The sequence below is a fragment of the Salinispora goodfellowii genome (assembly GCF_059570675.1).
Genome location: NZ_JCANTD010000001.1, coordinates 352,372 through 370,179 on the forward strand (window position 1 = coordinate 352,372; position 17,808 = coordinate 370,179).

At 71.4% G+C, this 17,808-nt stretch carries 14 protein-coding genes; 7 read left to right on the forward strand and 7 right to left on the reverse strand.

The features are described 5' to 3' along the window. The coding region (locus T398_RS01670) for an RCC1-like domain-containing protein (RefSeq protein ID WP_496443776.1) at positions 1 to 1,331 on the reverse strand (1,331 nt) is incomplete at its 3' end. A 206-nt stretch (positions 1,332 to 1,537) separates the two neighbouring features. Here T398_RS01670 and T398_RS01675 point away from each other — a divergent pair. Next, positions 1,538 to 1,792 (forward strand): hypothetical protein, encoded by a 255-nt coding sequence (locus T398_RS01675; protein WP_018725431.1) that lies wholly within the window; start codon positions 1,538 to 1,540, stop codon positions 1,790 to 1,792. Here the strand turns inward: T398_RS01675 and T398_RS01680 are convergent. The 3 genes from T398_RS01680 to T398_RS01690 all read right to left on the reverse strand — a co-directional run bounded on the left by T398_RS01680 (position 1,752) and on the right by T398_RS01690 (position 5,480). Further along, positions 1,752 to 2,414, reverse strand: coding sequence for a P-loop NTPase family protein (locus tag T398_RS01680; RefSeq protein WP_496443778.1), 663 nt, complete (start codon positions 2,412 to 2,414; stop codon positions 1,752 to 1,754). The two genes, T398_RS01675 and T398_RS01680, sit on opposite strands and share 41 nt — an antisense overlap. Positions 2,415 to 2,506: 92 nt before the next feature. Beyond that, positions 2,507 to 4,264 carry an RCC1 domain-containing protein gene (locus tag T398_RS01685; RefSeq protein ID WP_496443780.1) on the reverse strand — a complete coding sequence of 586 codons (1,758 nt, stop codon included), beginning with the start codon at positions 4,262 to 4,264 and terminating at the stop codon, positions 2,507 to 2,509. A gap of 97 nt (positions 4,265 to 4,361) precedes the next feature. Then, positions 4,362 to 5,480, reverse strand: coding sequence for a CapA family protein (locus tag T398_RS01690; RefSeq protein ID WP_496443782.1), 1,119 nt, complete (start codon positions 5,478 to 5,480; stop codon positions 4,362 to 4,364). 155 nt (positions 5,481 to 5,635) lie between these two features. Between T398_RS01690 and T398_RS01695 the strand changes: the two genes are divergently transcribed. The 3 genes from T398_RS01695 to T398_RS01705 all read left to right on the forward strand — a co-directional run bounded on the left by T398_RS01695 (position 5,636) and on the right by T398_RS01705 (position 9,824). After that, positions 5,636 to 6,460, forward strand: a complete 825-nt coding sequence (locus T398_RS01695) for a universal stress protein (RefSeq protein WP_496443784.1) — start codon at positions 5,636 to 5,638, stop codon at positions 6,458 to 6,460. A gap of 98 nt (positions 6,461 to 6,558) precedes the next feature. Next, positions 6,559 to 8,961: a phosphoketolase family protein gene (locus T398_RS01700; RefSeq protein WP_496443786.1), complete on the forward strand. Its 2,403-nt coding sequence runs from the start codon at positions 6,559 to 6,561 to the stop codon at positions 8,959 to 8,961. Then, entirely contained in the window at positions 8,958 to 9,824 is an 867-nt protein-coding gene (locus tag T398_RS01705; RefSeq protein WP_496443789.1) for a universal stress protein, read from the forward strand. Before T398_RS01700 ends, T398_RS01705 begins: the two co-directional genes overlap by 4 nt. A 25-nt stretch (positions 9,825 to 9,849) precedes the next feature. Here the strand turns inward: T398_RS01705 and T398_RS01710 are convergent, their stop codons facing one another. Continuing rightward, the gene (locus T398_RS01710) at positions 9,850 to 11,730 is read right to left on the reverse strand and encodes a heavy metal translocating P-type ATPase (RefSeq protein ID WP_496443791.1); all 1,881 of its coding nucleotides are present in this window, start codon (positions 11,728 to 11,730) and stop codon (positions 9,850 to 9,852) included. 238 nt (positions 11,731 to 11,968) lie between these two features. On the opposite strand from T398_RS01710, the gene T398_RS01715 reads away from it, so the two are divergent. Both T398_RS01715 and T398_RS01720 read left to right on the forward strand, forming a co-directional pair. Next, a complete protein-coding gene (locus tag T398_RS01715; protein WP_496443793.1) occupies positions 11,969 to 12,985 on the forward strand; it encodes an Acg family FMN-binding oxidoreductase in 1,017 nt (338 codons plus the stop codon). 42 nt (positions 12,986 to 13,027) lie between these two features. Beyond that, positions 13,028 to 14,749 carry a sensor histidine kinase gene (locus T398_RS01720; RefSeq protein ID WP_496443796.1) on the forward strand — a complete coding sequence of 574 codons (1,722 nt, stop codon included), beginning with the start codon at positions 13,028 to 13,030 and terminating at the stop codon, positions 14,747 to 14,749. Between the two features lie 32 nt (positions 14,750 to 14,781). On the opposite strand, the gene T398_RS01725 is transcribed toward T398_RS01720, so the two are convergent. Continuing rightward, positions 14,782 to 15,420, reverse strand: a complete 639-nt coding sequence (locus tag T398_RS01725) for a response regulator (protein WP_018253417.1) — start codon at positions 15,418 to 15,420, stop codon at positions 14,782 to 14,784. Positions 15,421 to 15,698: 278 nt separating this feature from the next. On the opposite strand from T398_RS01725, the gene T398_RS01730 reads away from it, so the two are divergent. Then, positions 15,699 to 16,673 carry an Acg family FMN-binding oxidoreductase gene (locus T398_RS01730; protein ID WP_496443798.1) on the forward strand — a complete coding sequence of 325 codons (975 nt, stop codon included), beginning with the start codon at positions 15,699 to 15,701 and terminating at the stop codon, positions 16,671 to 16,673. 93 nt (positions 16,674 to 16,766) lie between these two features. On the opposite strand, the gene T398_RS01735 is transcribed toward T398_RS01730, so the two are convergent. Continuing rightward, the gene (locus tag T398_RS01735) at positions 16,767 to 17,759 is read right to left on the reverse strand and encodes an NAD-dependent epimerase/dehydratase family protein (RefSeq protein ID WP_496443800.1); all 993 of its coding nucleotides are present in this window, start codon (positions 17,757 to 17,759) and stop codon (positions 16,767 to 16,769) included. Between the last annotated feature and the right edge of the window lie 49 nt (positions 17,760 to 17,808).

A 17,808-nucleotide genomic window follows, 5' to 3' on the forward strand; every position in this document is an offset into this window, starting at 1 on the left:
CTGACGGTCGTCCCATCACCCAACTGGCCCGAGACGTTGAGGCCCCAGGCCAGCACGGTGCCGGCGGGCGTCAACGCCAGACTATGGCGGTTGCCGGCGGCAACGGCGGTGATCGTGATGCCGCCGGGCACATCCACCGCAACAGGAGTGCTGCTACTGACGGTCGTCCCATCACCCAACTGGCCCGAGTCGTTAAGGCCCCAGGCCAACACGGTGCCGGCGGAAGCCACCGCCAGACTATGGAAGCGGCCGCCGGCAACGGCGGTGATCGTGATGCCGGTCGGCACATCCACCGCAACAGGGGTACTGCTACTGACGGTCGTCCCATCACCCAACTGACCGGAACCGTTGGCACCCCAGGCCAACACGGCACCGGCAGAGGTCAACGCCAGACTGTGGAAGCCGCCGCCGGCAACGGCAGTAATCATGGTGCCGCCGGGCACATCCACCGCAACAGGAGTGCTACTGCTGACGGTCGTCCCATCACCCAACTGTCCCAAGTCGTTGAATCCCCAGGCCAGCACGGTGCCGGCGGAGGTCAACGCCAGACTGTGGAAGTTGCCGGCGGCAACGGCGGTGATCGTGATGCCGGTCGGCACATCCACCGCAACAGGGGTACTGCTACTGACGGTCGTCCCATCACCCAACTGACCGGAACCGTTGGCACCCCAGGCCAACACGGCACCGGCAGAGGTCAACGCCAGACTGTGGAAGCCGCCGCCGGCAACGGCAGTAATCATGGTGCCGCCGGGCACATCCACCGCAACAGGAGTGCTACTGCTGACGGTCGTCCCATCACCCAACTGTCCCAAGTCGTTGAATCCCCAGGCCAGCACGGTGCCGGCGGAGGTCAACGCCAGACTGTGGAAGTTGCCGGCGGCAACGGCGGTGATCGTGATGCCGGTCGGCACATCCACCGCAACAGGGGTACTGCTACTGACGGTCGTCCCATCACCCAACTGACCGGAACCGTTGGCACCCCAGGCCAGCACAGTGCCGGCGGAGGTCAACGCCAGAGTGTGGAGACCCCCGCCGGCAAGCGCGGTGATCGTGGTGCCGCCGGGTAAGTCCACCCCAACGGGAGTGCTGCTGCTGATGGTGGTCCCATCGCCCAACTGGCCGGAACCGTTGTCGCCCCAGGCCAGGCCGGTGCCAGGAGAGCCCGCTGCCGCCGACGGCAGGTCCTGTGCAAGGACGCGCGCCGTACCGACCGAGGTTGTGCCCAGCACGATCGCCACCATCAGCAGTACCGCGAACAGCTTCCGCAGACTCGCGGGCCGGGCCCAGCTTCTTTTCACGTCCGCGACCGTGCCGGTCCAGAAACTCGCCACTTAGCCCTACCCCAGCCTTGTCGAAAGCTCACCTGCCGCAAGGTATAAGCGAACGAAGTAGGCATTGGTGACGAATGACCCGAGCCGACGAAGACCCAGAACGGCGACCAGCAGCCGGAGAAGAAGCTCGGGACAGCGCGGTTCATCTCTGGCTGAGATCGTGAGACCGCTCAACCTGCATCTGCACTTACCAGAGAGGCGACGGCATGGCGTTCAAGCTGGCCCTGGGTCTAGCGTTGATCATTTTTGGGTTGGTGCTCAGACTGTTCTTTCCAGACACCGAGCTGCTCTGGTTCCGGGGTGAACCGCTCGGGCTGGTGCTCATCCTGGTGGGTGTAATCGACGTGTTCCAAGCTCTCCGCCCTCGCCGCAGGTCGAAGCCCAAGGGGATTCTTGGCGAGCTCGCCGACGATCTGGGCATCAGCTCCCGGGATCGTCGGCGCGAGGACCGACCGCACTGACGGGTCCAGCCTCAGCGCTGGCAGAAAGCACCGCCGGCGCGACATCCGACGGGACCGCGAACGGCAGGACCCGGGACGTCCACCGACGCACCTGTCGACGGCCGCGCAATCGCACCACCATGACCGCCGGGCCCCGCTGCTGGAGCAGCTGGGCTACGCGCTCACCCGGGCCTTTCTGCGTTCGCCACGCCCATCGGATCACGTGATCGGGGTCGGTCAGGACGGTCCGCAGCGGGGGCTCGACGTTGCCGTTCCACAGCACCTCACGCCGCCAACTGCGGGCCATCGTGCGGGCGATCACCTGCCGCATCACCAACTGCCGGGGATGGTCCAGCCACACCACCAGATCGGCTTTGCCGGAGAGAATGTCGCCGAGCTCGGCGGTGTACTGCCACTCGGTCACCCAGCGCGGCCCAGCGGCAAATCGACTCACCTCGGCAACGAAGCTCGGGCGCGGTACCCAGTGCTCACCGTGGTGCAATGCGTCGAGCTCCACCCGAGGGAGCTGCCATGCCTCGGCGAGCGACGTCGCCAGGCTCGTCTTGCCCGCCCCAGAGGTTCCTGCGACCAGGACCCGGCTCGGCCGCCAAAGTAGCGGGTCACGCCAGCTCAGCAACGGCATGGCGGCATCCTACGGGTCCCGGCCAGGCCGCCCTCCGCCATTGTCGGGCCGGGCCGGACTCCGCCCGGCCCCAGCGGGTCACGACCGCCGACTCATGGGCGCTGGTGGGGTGGCCGACGTCGGTGGGTGAGGTGGATGAGGGTGACTCCGGTGAGGATGAGCAGGACGGCGGCACCCACGGCGCTTGACACGTTGGGGCCGGTGATCGGCAGGTCCGGGTCGGTGGGGGTGTCGGGCTCGGTGGGGGTGTCCGGGTCGGTGGGGGTGTCGATGGTGATGGTGGTGGCCTCGGACCGGCTGTTGGGGCAGGTGTTGGTGCTGGCGTAGTGGGCGGTGAGGGTGTGGGTGCCGGGTGGGAACCCGGTGGTGTGGGTGGCGGTGTTGGTGCCACCCAGCGGCACGGTGGCGAGGTCGGTGGTGTTACTGCGGAAGGTGACGCTGCCGGTGGGGGTGTCGGTGGTGCAGGTGACGGTGGCGGTGAGGGTGACATCCTGATCGGCCGTCGGGTTCCGGGGCGAGACTCGCAGGGCTGTGGTGGACGCTGCTCGCGCTTCGACCAGGGCCAGGCTGTGGCCGCTGCCGGTGGCGATGGCGGTGATCGTGGTTGCCGTGGGCAGGCTGGCCGCGACGGGCGTCCGGCGGACGGTGGTGGTCCCGTCACCCAACTGGCCGACGATGTTGCTGCCCCAGGCGAGGACGGTATTGACAGAGGTGATCGCCAGGCCGAAGAGATCGCCGGCGGCGACCGCGGTGATCGTGACGCCGGAGGGCAGGCTCACCGAGCCCGGCGTGTTCCGGTCCCTGGCGGTCCCATCGCCCAACTGACCCCAGTTGTTGCTGCCCCAGGAGAGAACAGTGCCGACCGAGGTCAACGCCAGACTGTGGGTGAGGCCGCCGGCGACGGCGGTGACCGTGGTGCCCGGGGGCAGGCGGACGGGAACGGAAGCGTCGCGGTTGATATTGCTCCCGTCGCCCAACTGGCCAACGAAATTGTTGCCCCAGGCACGGGCGTTGCCCGCCGAGGTCACCGCCAGGCTGTGCGAGCCACCGCCGGCGACAGCGGTGACTCTCGTGCCCACCGGCAACCCCACCACCACCGGCGTACTGCGGTTCGTTGTGCTCCCGTCACCCAACTGACCGGAGGAATTGTCGCCCCAGGCGAGGACGGTGCCGTCCGACGTCAACGCCAGGCTGTGTACGCCACCGCCGGCGACAGCGGTAATCACCGTGCCGGGCGGGAACCTCACCGCCGCCGGCGTACTGCGGTTCGCCGTGCTGCCGTCACCCAACTGACCGACAGAATTGTCACCCCAGGCAAGGACGGTGCCGGCGGAGGTCAACGCCAGACTGTGGTTGAAGCCGGCGGCGACGGCGGTGACCGTGGTGCCCGGCGGCAGGGAAACGTCAACGGGAGTGCGGCGATTGGTGGTGCTCCCGTCACCCAACTGACCAACGCGGTTTCTGCCCCACGCGAGAACGGTGCCGGCCGACGTCAACGCCAGACTGTGCGCGTCACCGGCGGCGACAGCGGTCAGCTCAGCGCCGGTTGGCAAGCCCACGGGGATGGGCGTGGTGCGGTAGTTGTTGGTGGTCCCATCACCCAACTGGCCGTAGTAGTTGTCGCCCCAGGCGAGGACGGCATCCGAGGTGGCGGTGGTCGGCGACGACGCCTGCTGTGCGAGCGACGTGGGGTGCGCGATCGCGACCGACGCGCGGTGTGCGATCGCGGGCGACCCGCCCGCCGCCGGGGTGGCTGTCACGGCCACCACGAGGGCGAACCAACCTCCGGCGGTCCTTCCTCGCCAGCGCTTTCGGGCACCACAGCCTGCATGCTGGCGGAATCTTCGCACCGCCCAACACCTCCGAGCGCACCACATCCGCAAATAGGACTAAAGCCATGTTTACCGCCCTATTGCTGGAAAGGCGAGGCGAAACGCCTCGAAGGCGTCAGAGGCGTACCAGGACCTTCTCATCGACCACGTCGAAGGCGGTGTTCATCCCCGCCTCGGCCGTGATCTCCGCCAGGTAGTCGCGGACCGCGCGCCCGTCGGGAGTGTCCACCCGGTACGGCACCGGCTCGTCGTTCTCATTGATCAGCACGGGTACAACCTCAACCCACCTGATGCTGCCGTCGGCGATGTGGAACCGGGCGATCGCCGACTTCCGCCCCTCGGCCTTCAGATCCCGGCCGGGGGCGCGCGACTGGTGGAACCTCTGGGCTGCCTCGAACCATTCCCGGTTGAACGACCGCCACCAGCGCTCGTTGAGGTCGAGGGCGAAGTTGCCGAGGCTGTAGAAAATGACTCTGCCCTGGTAGACCTCGACCGGTTTGAGGATGTGCGGATGGTGCCCGATCACCGCGTCCGCGCCGGCCTCGATCGCGGCATGGGCCACCACCGGCTGGTAGTCCGCGAGCCGCGAGCGCTGGAAGTGCAGGCCCCAGTGGAGCGACACAAACAGCACGTCCACCTGCTCCCGCAGCCGGGAGATGTCCGCGATAAGGGCGGCCAGGTCGGCGTCGTTGGTGTGGGTGGAGATCAGGGGCGGCCCGCCGGGCTGGTCGGGCTCGAACGCCTCGTAGTGCGTCATCGCCCGCATCGGCGCGACCCCGTGCTTGTGCCGCCCGGCGTAGTAACCCTCCGGCGCGACGGAACAGTAGGCCAGGAAGCCGACCCGGGTGCCGTCCCGCTCGATGATCCCCGGCCGCCGGGCCTCTTCGATATCCGCCCCCGCACCCACCACCGTGATGCCGTCGCGTCGAAACCGTCCGATGCAGTCGAGCAGCGCGTCGGCACCCCAGTCGCCGGTGTGGTTACTCGCCATCGAGATGACATCGAAACCCGCGTGTGGGATCGCGGCATAGTTCGACACGTCGTGTGGGACGGCGCCGCGCGGCCCGGAGGAGCCCCGGGAACCCTCCTCGGAGTACGCGGTCTCCAACTGGCCGAAGGTGATGTCGGCCCCGACCAGTTGGTCCCGCACGTGCCGAAAAATGTCATGCGGACGATCCCGCACAATGAGCAGATCCCCAACGGCGGCGACGACGAGCCCCTCAGCATCACCCACGGAATCGACGCTAGCACCGTTGGTAACCGGCCACCGGTGGCTCGTCACGATCACACCCGGCCACGCGCGCTACACCGATCCCACCCCAGCGCCGCGCTGCCCGGACTAGCCTCAGGACGGAGGCCGGGGGCGACTCCCGCGGAGGTGATGCCGACATGGCCGCAGCCAGTGACGCGCCGGCGCTCGTCGGGGTCGGCTCGGAACGGGACCTGCCGCTGGTCGAGCTCGCCGCGCAGGAAGCGGCCGCGTTCGGGCACCCCCTCCAGCTGATCCACACCTTCGACTGGGGGGCAGCCTTCGCGGCGGAGTCGGTCGCCGGCACGCACGACGCGGCCACGGAACTCCTCGATCGTGCCGTCGAGGTCGCCCGGGAGGTCGAGGAGACGCTGACGGTAGGTCACGAGATCGCCGAAGGCTCGCGGGTGCAGCCACTGATCCGCAGGTCGGAGACGGCTTTCCTGGTCGCCGTCGGCGACAGCGGCATGAGTACCCGACAGCCCGGCTGCGCCCTCCCCGCCGACACGCCGGCGGTGCAGCTCGTCACCCAGGCCGGCTGCCCGGTGCTGGTGGCCCGCCGCGAACCGCCGACGAAGGGGCCGGTGCTGGTCGGAGTGGACGGCTCGGTCGGCTCCCGGCAGGCCCTGAAGTGGGCATTTGACTGCGCCATCCGTCGGACCGGCCGCCTGGTCGCCGTCCGGGTGGTGGAGCGCGGCTACGACGACACACCGGCGATCCTCGCCGACACGGTGGCGGAGATCGGCGGCCCGGAGCCGGGAGTGCCGGTGGAGTGCCACACCATCCGCGGTGCTCCCGGCGATGTCCTGGTGGAGCAGTCCCGGTCCGCACAGCTGGTGGTGGTGGCCGCGCGCGGCCAACAGCCCGGCCGGGGAATGATCGGCGCAACCTGTCAGACCCTGCTCTACCACTCGCCCACGCCCACGGTTGTGGTGCGGGGAGTCCCTCCGGCAGAGAGTCCGTGAGACCCGGGACCAACGCCTCTTAGCCCGGCGGTAGCCGTCGGCGAGGCTAGCCACAACGCCCCGGATGCGCCACACCCGACCGAGAGGCTCAGGCAAGCATGAACATCGCAACCGCCCAGCACAAACCCCTGACCGAAGAAGAACTACGCCGACTGGACGCGTACTGGCGGGCGGCGAACTACCTCACGGTCGGGCAGATCTACCTGCGGGGCAACCCGCTGCTGCGCGAGCCGCTCACCGTGGACCACGTCAAGCCGCGCCTGCTCGGGCACTGGGGCACCAGCCCCGGCCTGAACCTGCTCTACGCGCACCTCAACCGGGTCATCGTCGCCCGCGACCTGAACGCCATCTACATCACCGGTCCCGGCCACGGCGGTCCCGCGATCGTGGCGAACACCTGGCTGGAGGGCACCTGGAGCGAGCTCTACCACGGCACCGGCCGAGACGAGGCCGGCATGGCGCAGCTCTTCTGCCAGTTCTCCTTCCCCGGTGGCATTCCCAGCCACGTGGCCGCGGAGGTGCCAGGATCGATTCACGAGGGCGGTGAGCTCGGGTACGCGCTCAGCCACGCCTACGGTGCCGCGTTCGACAACCCGGACCTGCTGGTCGCGTGCGTGATCGGCGACGGTGAGGCAGAGACCGGGCCGCTGGCCGGCAGCTGGCTGTCGAACGTGTTCCTGAACCCCGCCCGCGACGGCGCGGTGCTCCCCATCCTGCACCTCAACGGCTACAAGATCGCCAATCCTACGGTGTTGGACCGGCTCCCCGAGTCCGACCTGCTGGATCTGATGCGCGGGTACGGCCACGAGCCGTACCTGGTCGCCGGGGACGATCCGGCCACAGTCCACCAAACGCTCGCCGCGACCATGGACCGGGCGTTGGACGAGATCGCCGCCATCCAACAGCGAGCCCGCTCCGGTGGCAAGATCGAGCGCCCGCGCTGGCCGATGATCGTGCTCCGTACGCCGAAGGGCTGGACCGGCCCGCGCGAGGTCGACGACAACCGGGTGGAGGGCACCCACCGCGCGCACCAGGTGCCGCTGCCGCAGGTGCGCCAGGACCCGCAGCACCTGGCCGAGTTGGAACGCTGGCTTCGCAGCTACCGCCCGGAGGAGCTCTTCGACGCGACCGGGGCACCGGTGGCCGAGCTGTTGGACCTGCCGCCGGAGGGCGACCGCCGGATGAGCGCCAACCCGGTCGCCAACGGCGGGCAGGTACTGCGTGACCTGGTCCTGCCCGACTTCCGCGACTACGCGGTTGACGTGCCGCGTCCCGGTACGGCGGTCACCAGCGCCACCGGCACGCTCGGCAGCTGGATCCGCGACGTCATCGCCGCGAACCCGGACACGTTCCGGCTCTTCGGCCCGGACGAGGTCGCCTCCAACCGGCTCGGCGCCGCCTTCGAGGTCACCGACCGGGCCTGGGTGGCGGCCACCGTCCCTGGGGACGAGAACCTCTCCCCCGACGGTCGGGTCATGGAGGTGCTCTCCGAGCACCTCTGCCAGGGCTGGCTGGAGGGGTACCTGCTGACCGGCCGGCACGGCCTCTTCACCAGCTACGAGGCGTTCATCCACATCGTTGACTCGATGGTCAACCAGCACGCCAAGTGGCTGAAGGTAACCCGGGGCATCCCCTGGCGGCAGCCGGTGGCCTCGCTGAACTACCTGCTCTCCAGCCACGTCTGGCGGCAGGACCACAACGGCTTCTCGCACCAGGACCCGGGCTTCATCGACCACGTCGTGAACAAGAAGGCCGAGGTGGTCCGGGTCTACCTGCCACCGGACGGGAACACCCTGCTCGCCACGATGAGCCACTGCCTGCGCAGCCGGCACTACATCAACGTGGTTGTCGCGGGGAAGCAACCCACACCGAGCTGGCTGTCGATGGAGGAGGCGGTCCTGCACTGCCGGCGCGGCATCGGCATCTGGGACTGGGCCAGCAACGACGGCGGTACGGAGCCGGACGTGGTGCTCGGCTGCGCCGGGGACGTCCCGACGTTGGAAACCCTCGCGGCGGTCGACCTGCTGCACCAGCACCTGCCCGAGCTGAAGGTCCGGGTGGTCAACGTGGTGGACCTGATGCGGCTACAACCGTCGAGCGAGCACCCGCACGGGCTGCCGGACTCGGAGTTCGACACCATCTTCACCACCGACAAGCCGATCATCTTCGCTTACCACGGCTACCCGTGGCTCATCCACCGCCTGACCTACCGGCGGACCAACCACTCCAACCTGCATGTTCGCGGCTACAAGGAGGAGGGCACCACCACCACTCCGTTCGACATGGTGATGCTCAACGACCTGGACCGGTTCCACCTGGTCATCGACGTGATCGACCGGGTACCCGGGCTCGGCGCGCGGGCGGCGCACCTGCGGCAGGAGATGGTGGACGCCCGCCAGTCGTGCCGGGACTACACCCGCAAGCACGGCGCCGACGACCCGCGGGTGGCGCAGTGGCGGTGGGTCCGGGAGACAGACGCCGGCCTGGGCGACTATCAGTGAACGGAACCGAGATCCTGGTCGGCTACGACGGCTCGCCGGACGCGGTCCGGGCCCAGGAGTGGGCCCGGACCGAGGCCGCCCGGAGTGGGCGGTCGGTGCACCTCGCGTACGTCTTCGAGTGGCTCACCATGGCCGGGTGGACCGGCCCCGGTGGGGGGCCCAGCATCTGGCCCGACGACACCGCTCGGCGGCAGGCGGAGGAGCTGGTCCGGCAGGCCGCCGGGGACGCGACCAGCCCGGAGCTGACCGTCACCGGTGCGCTCTACGAGGGGCCACCCGCGCTGGTGCTCCAGGAGCTCTCGGCCCGGGCTGGCCTGCTGGTACTCGGCACGCGCGGGCTCGGCGGCTTCGCCGGCCTGCTGGTGGGCTCGACGGCGGGATCCGTGGCCGCGCACGCCCACTGCCCGGTGGTGGTGGTCCGGGGCGACGCCGACCGCCGGGGGCGGACCGGGCACGTCGCGGCCGGGGTGGACGGCTCGGAGCAGTCGCTGCTCGCCCTGGGCTTCGCCGTCGAGCAGGCCGCCGCCCGGAAGGTACCGCTACACGTGCTGCGTGGGTGGCATTCACCGCCGGGTCAGCGTCCACCATCCGCCCCGGATGCCCGAGCGGATGCCCGGGCGGTCCGCGGCGAGCTGGAGGAGTCACTGGCTCGCTGGCGGCGAGCGTTTCCGGATCTCCAGATCACGGTGGAGGTGGCCGAGGGCAACCCGGCCGAGTTGCTCGTGACGGCCAGCCGCAACGCCCAGCTGGTCGTGGTCGGCAGCCGAGGCCGCGGTGGCCTGGCCGGGATGCTGCTCGGCTCGGTCAGCCAACAGCTGCTGCACCACGCGCACTCCCCGGTCGCCGTGGTCCGCGAACGCTGAGACTGGTCACCGTCGCCGAGACTGGTCACCGTCGTAGGGTGCCCGGGCCGAGTAGGGCGCGCAACGCGTTGAGGATCACCAGCACGTCGATACCCTCCTGAAGGAAGGCACCGGCCACCGGCGGCAGCCGCCCGAGGGCGGCGGCGAACATGGCCAGCACGGCGAGCCCCATGCCCACCGTGGCGCTCTGCACGGCGATGCGGCGCGCGTACCGGGCGATCTCCACCGCGTCGGCCAGGCGCTCCAGCCGGTCAACGGTGAGCACCGCGTCGGCGACATCCGCCGACGCGGTGGCCCCGGTGGCGCCCATCGCCACACCGACATCCGCGGTGGCCAGGGCGGGGGCGTCGTTCACCCCGTCCCCCACCATCACCGTGACCGCCCGATCCACCTCGGCGCGGACCCGGTCCGCCTTCTCGGCCGGTGCGCAGCGGGCGAGGACGTCGTCCACCCCGACCTCTCGGGCCACCCGGCGGGCGGTGGCCGGCCGGTCGCCGGTGACCATGACGATCCGGCGCAGCCCCGCCGCCCGCAGTCGGCCGACCGTACGCGACGCGTCGGACCGGACCGGGTCCGCCAGCAGGATCACGCCGAGCGGCCCGTCGGCCGCACCGACCCACACCAGCGAGTGCCCGGCCTCCTCGGCGCGGTCCCGGGCCGGGGCCGCCCACTGTGGCGGTGTGCTGTCGAGCTGCCCCACCCACAGGTCACGGCCCGCCACCCGCCCGCGTACGCCCCGGCCCGGCTCCTCGGTGACCCCCTCCGGCTCGGCGAGGCCGAGCTCCCGCTCCCGCGCCCCCTCCACCAGCGCGGTGGCCAGCACATGTGGGGAGAGCTGCTCCACGGAGGCGGCGAGGCGCAGCACCTCGTCGGCCGTGGTCCCCGGGGCCGGCACCGTCTCGGCCACCTTGGGCCGGCCGGCGGTCAGGGTTCCGGTCTTGTCCACCAGCAGGGTGCGGGCCCGGCCGAGCAGTTCGAGCGAGCCGCCGTCGCGGACCAGGACCCCGTGCCGGGCGGTACGGGACAGCCCAGAGACGATGGCGATCGGGGTGGCCAGCAGCAGTGGGCAGGGCGTGGCCACCACCAGCACCGCCACCGCCCGGACCAGGTCGCCGGAGACCAGCCAGCCCAGCCCGGCGAGCAGCAGGGTGAACGGAACGAAGGCGATGGCGTACCGGTCGGCCAGCCGGACCGTCGGCGCCTTCTGCGCGGTGGCCTCCCGGGCCAGCCGCACGATCCCGGCGTACGTGCTGGAAGCCGCGTCCGCGGTCGCCCGCAGCCCGAAGGCGGCACCGGCGTTCACCACACCGCTGCCCACCCGATCCCCCGCGGCACGCTGGACCAGCCGCGACTCTCCCGTCACCACCGACTCGTCGAGCGTGGCCGCCGCCGTGAGCTGCCCGTCGACCGGTACCACGTCGCCGGGGCCGACCAGCAGGTTGTCGCCGGCGACAACCTGGTCCGCCGGGACCACCTCGATCGTCCCGTCCGGGGCGCGTCGGCGCGCGCTGCGCGGGGCGTGCGCGAGCAGCGCACGGAGGTCGCGGGTCGCCCGCCCCTGGGCGTACGCCTCCAGCGTCCGGCCGGTGGCCACCATCACCGCGATCACCGCCCCGGCCAGGTACTCCGCCACGACGAGCGCGCCCGCCAGCGCGAGGACGGCGATCACGTCGACGCCGTACCGCCGGTGCCAGAGCTCGCGCAGCATCGACCCGGCGGCCGGCACCAACGCGGCCACCGTGGCGACGGCCCAGAGCAGGTCCGCGAGGCCGGACCGGCCGGCGAGCCACGCCACCACGCCAGCGAGCACCAGCGCGGTCAGCCCGCCCAGCGGCACCCAGAGCAGCCGGCCGCCCGGCCTGGACCGCGCCGGCTGCTCGGGCACGCACTCCGGCTCCGCCGCCATCCCCGAAATCGTCCCAGCGGGTCGGTCGGGGTGGGCGGCACATCACCGAACCCACCGGGTCGAGAGTCGTTCCAGCGGGTCACCGAGGTGGGCAGCGCGTCACCCGGGTCGAATGGTCCAGCGGCGACGGGACCTGCGCCCCATGTGATTGGCGGACGAATGTCGCAGGATGGATCGGCAACCGCACCCGGGTGCCCGCCGGGTGCGGCACGATGTGTTCGAGGGAAGGGTCGAGAGCATGAGCCAGACGGACCACGCGCTGACCACCGCGCTCGCGCAGGCCGCCGCGACGGCCGGTCGCGCCCCCTCGGTGCACAACACCCAACCGTGGCGGTGGCGGGTCCTGCCCGACGCGCTGGAGCTGCGGGTGGTCCGCGACCGGCAGCTCACCGCCACCGATCCGGAGGGGCGGTTGCTCGTCCTGAGCTGCGGTGCGGCGCTGCACCACGCCCGGGTCGCGTTGGCCGCTGAGGGGTGGCAGGCGGGGGTGGAGCGGATCCCCGACCCGGATGAGGTGGAGCGGACCCCCGACCCGGATGATCCGGACCTGCTGGCCCGGCTCACCGGCCTGACCCGGGTGGGGACGGACCCCGAGGCGATGCACCTGGTGCAGTGCATGCGAATCCGGCACACCGATCGCCGACCGATCGGTGACGAACCGATCACTGACTCGGCCCTTACCGAGATCACCGAAGCGGCCACCGCCGAAGGGGTCCGGCTCCAGCAACTTGACCGGGACCAGGTGTTGCAGCTGGCAACCGCCGCGTCTCAGGCCGACACCGTGGAGTCGGAGGATCCCCGGCTGCGCGCGGAGCTGGCGTACTGGACGAGCCGGGCCGACAATGTCGGTCTGCCGGCGGCGGTGTTGCCGGAGTCGCCCCCACAGACCACCGTGCCCGGCCGGGACTTCGGCCGGGCCGGCACGCTGCCGGTGGGGCCCGGTCATGACCAGGCAGCCGCGTACGCGCTGCTCTACGGCGACGAGGACGAGCCCAGCACCTGGTTGCGGGCCGGTGAGGCACTGTCGGCGGGTTGGCTCACAGCGACCCGGCTGGGCGTCTCGGTGGTGCCGTTGAGCGGGGTGATCGAAGTGCCGGGTACCCGCGCGGAGCTGCGCGGGGTACTGGCCGGCATGGGACACCCGTATCTGGTGCTGCGCCTGGGCCGCGCGGATCCGACGCACGCCGGCCCGCCGCACACGCCGCGGCTCCCGGTGGAGCAGGTGGTGGACACCACAGCGGTCCGCGGAACCTGACGGGCGTGTCACGTGCCTGGCCGGCGACGCTAGCATCGGCCGGTGACACCCAGTCCCGAACACGAACCGCACGCCACCCCTTCGCTCGGGTTGACCCCGTTGTCCCGGGTCCATCTGGACGAGCTGCTGCAGGAGATGCTGGAGCGGGTCAGCCAGGTGGTCGCCAGTCGAGAACGGCTGCGGGCCCTGCTCGACGCGGTGGTCGGCATCAGCACCGACCTCGACCTGCGCAGCACGCTGCAACGCATCGTCGAGGCGGCCTCTGAGCTGGCCGGGGCCCGCTACGGCGCGCTCGGCGTCCTCGGCCGGGATCGGACGCTGCACGACTTCGTCACCCACGGTCTCGACGATGAGCAGCGCGCCAAGATCGGTGATCTGCCGCACGGCCGCGGCGTCCTCGGCCTGCTGATCGACGATCCGCGCCCGGTGCGGATGCCCGACATCACCCAGCACCCCGCCTCCTACGGTTTCCCGCCGCACCATCCGCCGATGCACAGCTTCCTCGGCGTCCCGGTGCGGATCCGGGACCAGGTCTTCGGCAACCTCTACCTGGCCGAGAAGCGGGACGCAGCCGAGTTCACCGAGGACGACGAGGAGATCGTGGTGGCGCTGGCCGCCGCGGCCGGGGTGGCGATCGAGAACGCCCGCCTCTACGAGCTGGAGCACCGGCGGGAGCGGTGGCTTGCCGCCGCCGCCGAGATCACCACGCTACTGCTCGGCGAGGTCCGCCGTACCGACGCGCTGTCGCTGGTGGCGCGGCGCGCCCGGGAGGTCGCCGAGGCGGAGCTGGCGCTGGTGTTGCTCTATGACCCCGGCGCGGACACCTTCACCGTGGACGTGGTTGATGGCGCGGGTGAGCAGGCCGCTGCCCTGGTCGGCACGGTCCTGCCGGCCGCCGACACCAGCTTCGGCGCCGCCGTCATCCACGGCCGGCACGACCGGGTGGCGGACCTCGCCCACGCCGCGCCCTGGCCGGCGCTGTTGGACACCGGGCCGGCGGTGCTCTCTCCACTGGCGACCGCGGACACCCTGCACGGCGTGCTGGTGGTGGCGTACAGCGCCGACCACGATGAGACCAGCGAGGACGATCTGGCGCTGCTCGGCAGCTTCGCCGCGCAGGCCGCGCTGGCCATGGAGCGGGCCCGGGGCCAGGAGGAGCGGGAGCTGCTGGTGGTGCTGGAGGACCGTGAGCGGATCGCCCGGGACCTGCACGACGTGGTGATTCAGCGGTTGTTCGCCACCGGCCTGCAGTTGCAGAGTGCGGTGCCGATGAGTACCCGCCCCGAACTCGCCAACCGGATCAACGCGGCGGTGGACGACCTGGACGCCACGATCAAGGACATCCGTCGCACCATCTTCGAGCTGCGCACGCCGATGACCGCGCAGCTGCGCTCGGAGATCCGGGAGGCGGTCGAGGACGCCGCCGAGTCGCTGGGTTTCCGACCCGCGCTGGAGTTGGCCGGCCCGATCGACAGCGCCGTCTCGGATGAGCTGCGTCCCGATCTCACGGCCGTGCTGCGGGAGGCACTGTCGAACACGGTGCGCCATGCCCGGGCCCAGCGCGTCGCGGTCACCGTTCGGGTGGCGGCCGGTCAGGTTTCGGTGACCGTCACCGACGACGGGATCGGCTGCGATCCGGCTGCCGCCCGGGGCGGGCTGGTCAACCTGCGCGAACGTGCCGAGCGCCACGGCGGGGTGTTCGAGGTACGACCGGAGCACCCGCACGGCGCCCGGCTGCACTGGTCCGTGCCGCTGGACAGCTGAGCCGCCAGCGGCACCGGATCACCCCCGCCGGGTCAGTGGGTCTTGCCGAGCAGGCGGGTGGCGAGTACGGCTGCCTGCGTCCGCCGTTCCAGGCCGAGCTTCGCCAGCATGCTGGAGACGTAGTTCTTCACTGTCTTCTCGGCGAGGAACATCTTGCCGGCGATCTCCCGGTTGGTGAGCCCCTCGGCCACGTACTCCAGAATCCGCCGTTCCTGCTCGGTCAGGGACTTCAGCTCCCGTGGCTGCTCGACGCCGCTGCGGATCCGCTCCAGTACCCGAGTGGTGATCGCGGGGTCGAGCAGCGACTGCCCGGCGGCCACCCGCCGGACCGCGTCCACCAGATCGGTGCCGCGGATCTGCTTGAGCACGTAGCCGGCCGCGCCGGCCATGATCGCTGCGAAGAGCGCCTCGTCGTCCTCGTATGAGGTGAGAATCAAGCCCTTGATCGACGAGTCTAGGGCCCGGATGTCCCGGCACACGTCGATGCCGTTGCCGTCGGGTAGCCGCGCGTCGAGAATCGCCACGTCGGGCCGGAGCGCCGGGATGCGGCGGGCCGCCTCCTGGGCTAGGCCGGACTCGCCGACGACCTCAATGTCACCGCTGGCCGTGAGCAGGTCGGCAAGGCCACGACGGACGACTTCATGGTCGTCGAGTAGGTACACGCGGATCATCCCTTGTTTCTACCCTGCTGGCGGCTGTTCTGCAGGGGTCGAAGGTCCCGACCCGCCCCGGCCGGGCGCCCGCTCGGCGATTCCCGCTCCACAGGAACGGACAAGAGGGACAATGCGGACAGCACGGGCTGATAGTACGAACGCCGGGAAGCGGTGAGTCTGGGGCAGGACAGTCGGTCCCGCTGGGAAGGGACATCCGGCCCTGGAAATCCGGGCCCCGTCTGGGAGACGGTGGACGAAGCAGCAGCCGTGGCGCGCCAACGGAGGGGAGCGACACCATGGACGCTTACTACACCGTAGCGCAGCTACGTGCCGCCGCAGCCGACGCCATTCGCGCCCCATCGCTGCACAACACGCAGCCGTGGCGGTTCCGCCTGCGCGACGGCGGGATCGAGGTGCTGGTTGACCCGTCCCGACGGCTACCCGCCACCGACCCGAACGGCTGGGGTATCCGCATCGCCACCGGTGCGGCGCTGTTCAACCTCCGGCTCGCCCTGGCCGTCGCGGAGACACCGGCCGCCGTCCGGCTGCGCCCGTACCCGGCCGAGCCCGACGTGGTGGCCCGCCTGGTCCCGGACGCGCCGCGCCGCCCCACCCCGATCGAGCAGGACCTCCACGGGGCGATCCCCCGCCGGTTCAGCAACCGCGCCCCCTTCCAACCCGACCCGGTGCCCGCCGACGCGCGGTGGCGGCTCACCGAAGCGGCCCGGGCCGAGGAGTGCTGGCTGGAGCTGCTGATCGGTACGAGCGCGGTGAACGCGTTCGCGGAGATCGCCCGGGGCGCCCACCGGGTGCTGGAGCGCAACCCGTCGTACCGCGCCGAGCGGGAGAAGTGGGTCCACCACGACGAGGCCCCCGACGGGGTACCCGCGAACGCCGGCGGCCCGCCGTTCGAGCCGCAGGACCTGCTGCCCGCGCGCGCCTTCGGCGGCCGGGAACGTGCCCCCGGCCGCGACTTCGAACCGGAACCCCTCGTCGCGGTGCTCGGCGGCCCCGGCAACACCGCCGTTGACCAGGTCATCGCCGGCCAGGCCCTACAACGTACGCTGCTCACCGCCACCGACGCCGGGCTCTCCGTGTCGATGCTGTCCCAACCCATCGAGGTACCAACCGCCCGGGAGCAGCTTCGGCTCTCGCTGGGCCGCTACGGCACCCCGCAGATGGTGATGCGGATCGGGTACGGCCAACCCGGCTGGCCCACCCCCCGCCGCGACGTCAACGAGGTGCTCGACCTGACCGTCCCCCAGCTCTGACCGTCCGGCCACTCTGACCGCCTGACCGCCTGGCCGCTCTGACCATCCGGCCGCCTGGCCGCTCTGACCATCCGGCCGCCTCGCGGCGCGCGGTCAGCGTCCGGTCGACAGCAGTGCCGCCTCCCGGGCCGGGTCCAGGCCCACCGGGGCGCGTTGCGGACGGCCCGCGCGGGGCGGCACCACGCCAACCGCCCGCAGCCAGGACCAGGTGTCGGCCACGGTGTCGGCCACCGGGCGGCACCCCAGTCCGGCGGCGTGCGCGGCCCGCACGTCGCGCTCCTGCAACCAGCGGTAGGGATGCCCGGCCGGAATCCAGATCGGCAGGTCGGTCCAGGGCGCCACGCCCGCCGCCAGAATCCGCTCCGGTGCGATCCAGCGCAGCCGGCTACCAGCCCCCGTCACCGCCACGCAGGCGGCGAGCAACTCCCCCATCGTCGCATGCCCGGTACGGCTGACCACGTTGAACGTCCCACCGGACACCTCCGGGTCGAGCAGGAACGCCGCCAGGTCGCGGACGTCGACGTACTGCAGGGCGAGGTCGGCCGGGCCGGGCGCCAGCACGGCACCGCCACGGGCGGTCCGCTGCAGCCACCACGGCAGCCGACCGATGTCCTCACCCGGTCCGAGGATCAAGCCGGCCCGGGCGATCAGCGCCCGCTCGCCGTAGACCTCCCGGACGGCCCGCTCGGCGCCGGCCTTGTTGGCCGCGTAGTCGGCCTCGGCGGCGTCGGGCGCGGCGTCGACCACCGGAGCGTCCTCCGCCGACCCCAACGCCACCGGCTCGGCGTAGACCGACCCGCTGGAGACGTAGCCGTAGCGTCCGACCTGCCCGGCCAACGCCCGTGCCGAATCCCTGGCGGCCCGGGGCGCCCCGTCCCAGGTGTCGACGACCAGATCCCACTCCTGGCCGGCGAGTGCGGCCAGCCCGCCCGGTGCGGTCCGGTCACCCCGGAGCCGCCGCACACCGGCCGGCGTCGTCCCGTGGCGGCCCCGGTTGAAGACCGTCACCTCCCACTCCCGGCGCAGCCCCGCACCGACCACCGCCCCGCCGACGAAACCCGTACCACCCAACACCAGCAGTCTCATGCCTCCACCGTGCCGGCCCGCGACGGCTGCGCCTACCGGCTTCTGCCGC

Coding starts and splice junctions, on each gene's coding strand:
- T398_RS01675 (WP_018725431.1), top strand. CDS start 1,538: ATGGCGTTCAAGCTGGCCCTGGGTCTAGCGTTGATCATTTTTGGGTTG.
- T398_RS01680 (WP_496443778.1), bottom strand. CDS start 2,414: ATGCCGTTGCTGAGCTGGCGTGACCCGCTACTTTGGCGGCCGAGCCGG.
- T398_RS01700 (WP_496443786.1), top strand. CDS start 6,559: ATGAACATCGCAACCGCCCAGCACAAACCCCTGACCGAAGAAGAACTA.
- T398_RS01710 (WP_496443791.1), bottom strand. CDS start 11,730: ATGGCGGCGGAGCCGGAGTGCGTGCCCGAGCAGCCGGCGCGGTCCAGG.
- T398_RS01730 (WP_496443798.1), top strand. CDS start 15,699: ATGGACGCTTACTACACCGTAGCGCAGCTACGTGCCGCCGCAGCCGAC.
- T398_RS01735 (WP_496443800.1), bottom strand. CDS start 17,759: ATGAGACTGCTGGTGTTGGGTGGTACGGGTTTCGTCGGCGGGGCGGTG.
- T398_RS01725 (WP_018253417.1), bottom strand. CDS start 15,420: ATGATCCGCGTGTACCTACTCGACGACCATGAAGTCGTCCGTCGTGGC.
- T398_RS01695 (WP_496443784.1), top strand. CDS start 5,636: ATGGCCGCAGCCAGTGACGCGCCGGCGCTCGTCGGGGTCGGCTCGGAA.
- T398_RS01715 (WP_496443793.1), top strand. CDS start 11,969: ATGAGCCAGACGGACCACGCGCTGACCACCGCGCTCGCGCAGGCCGCC.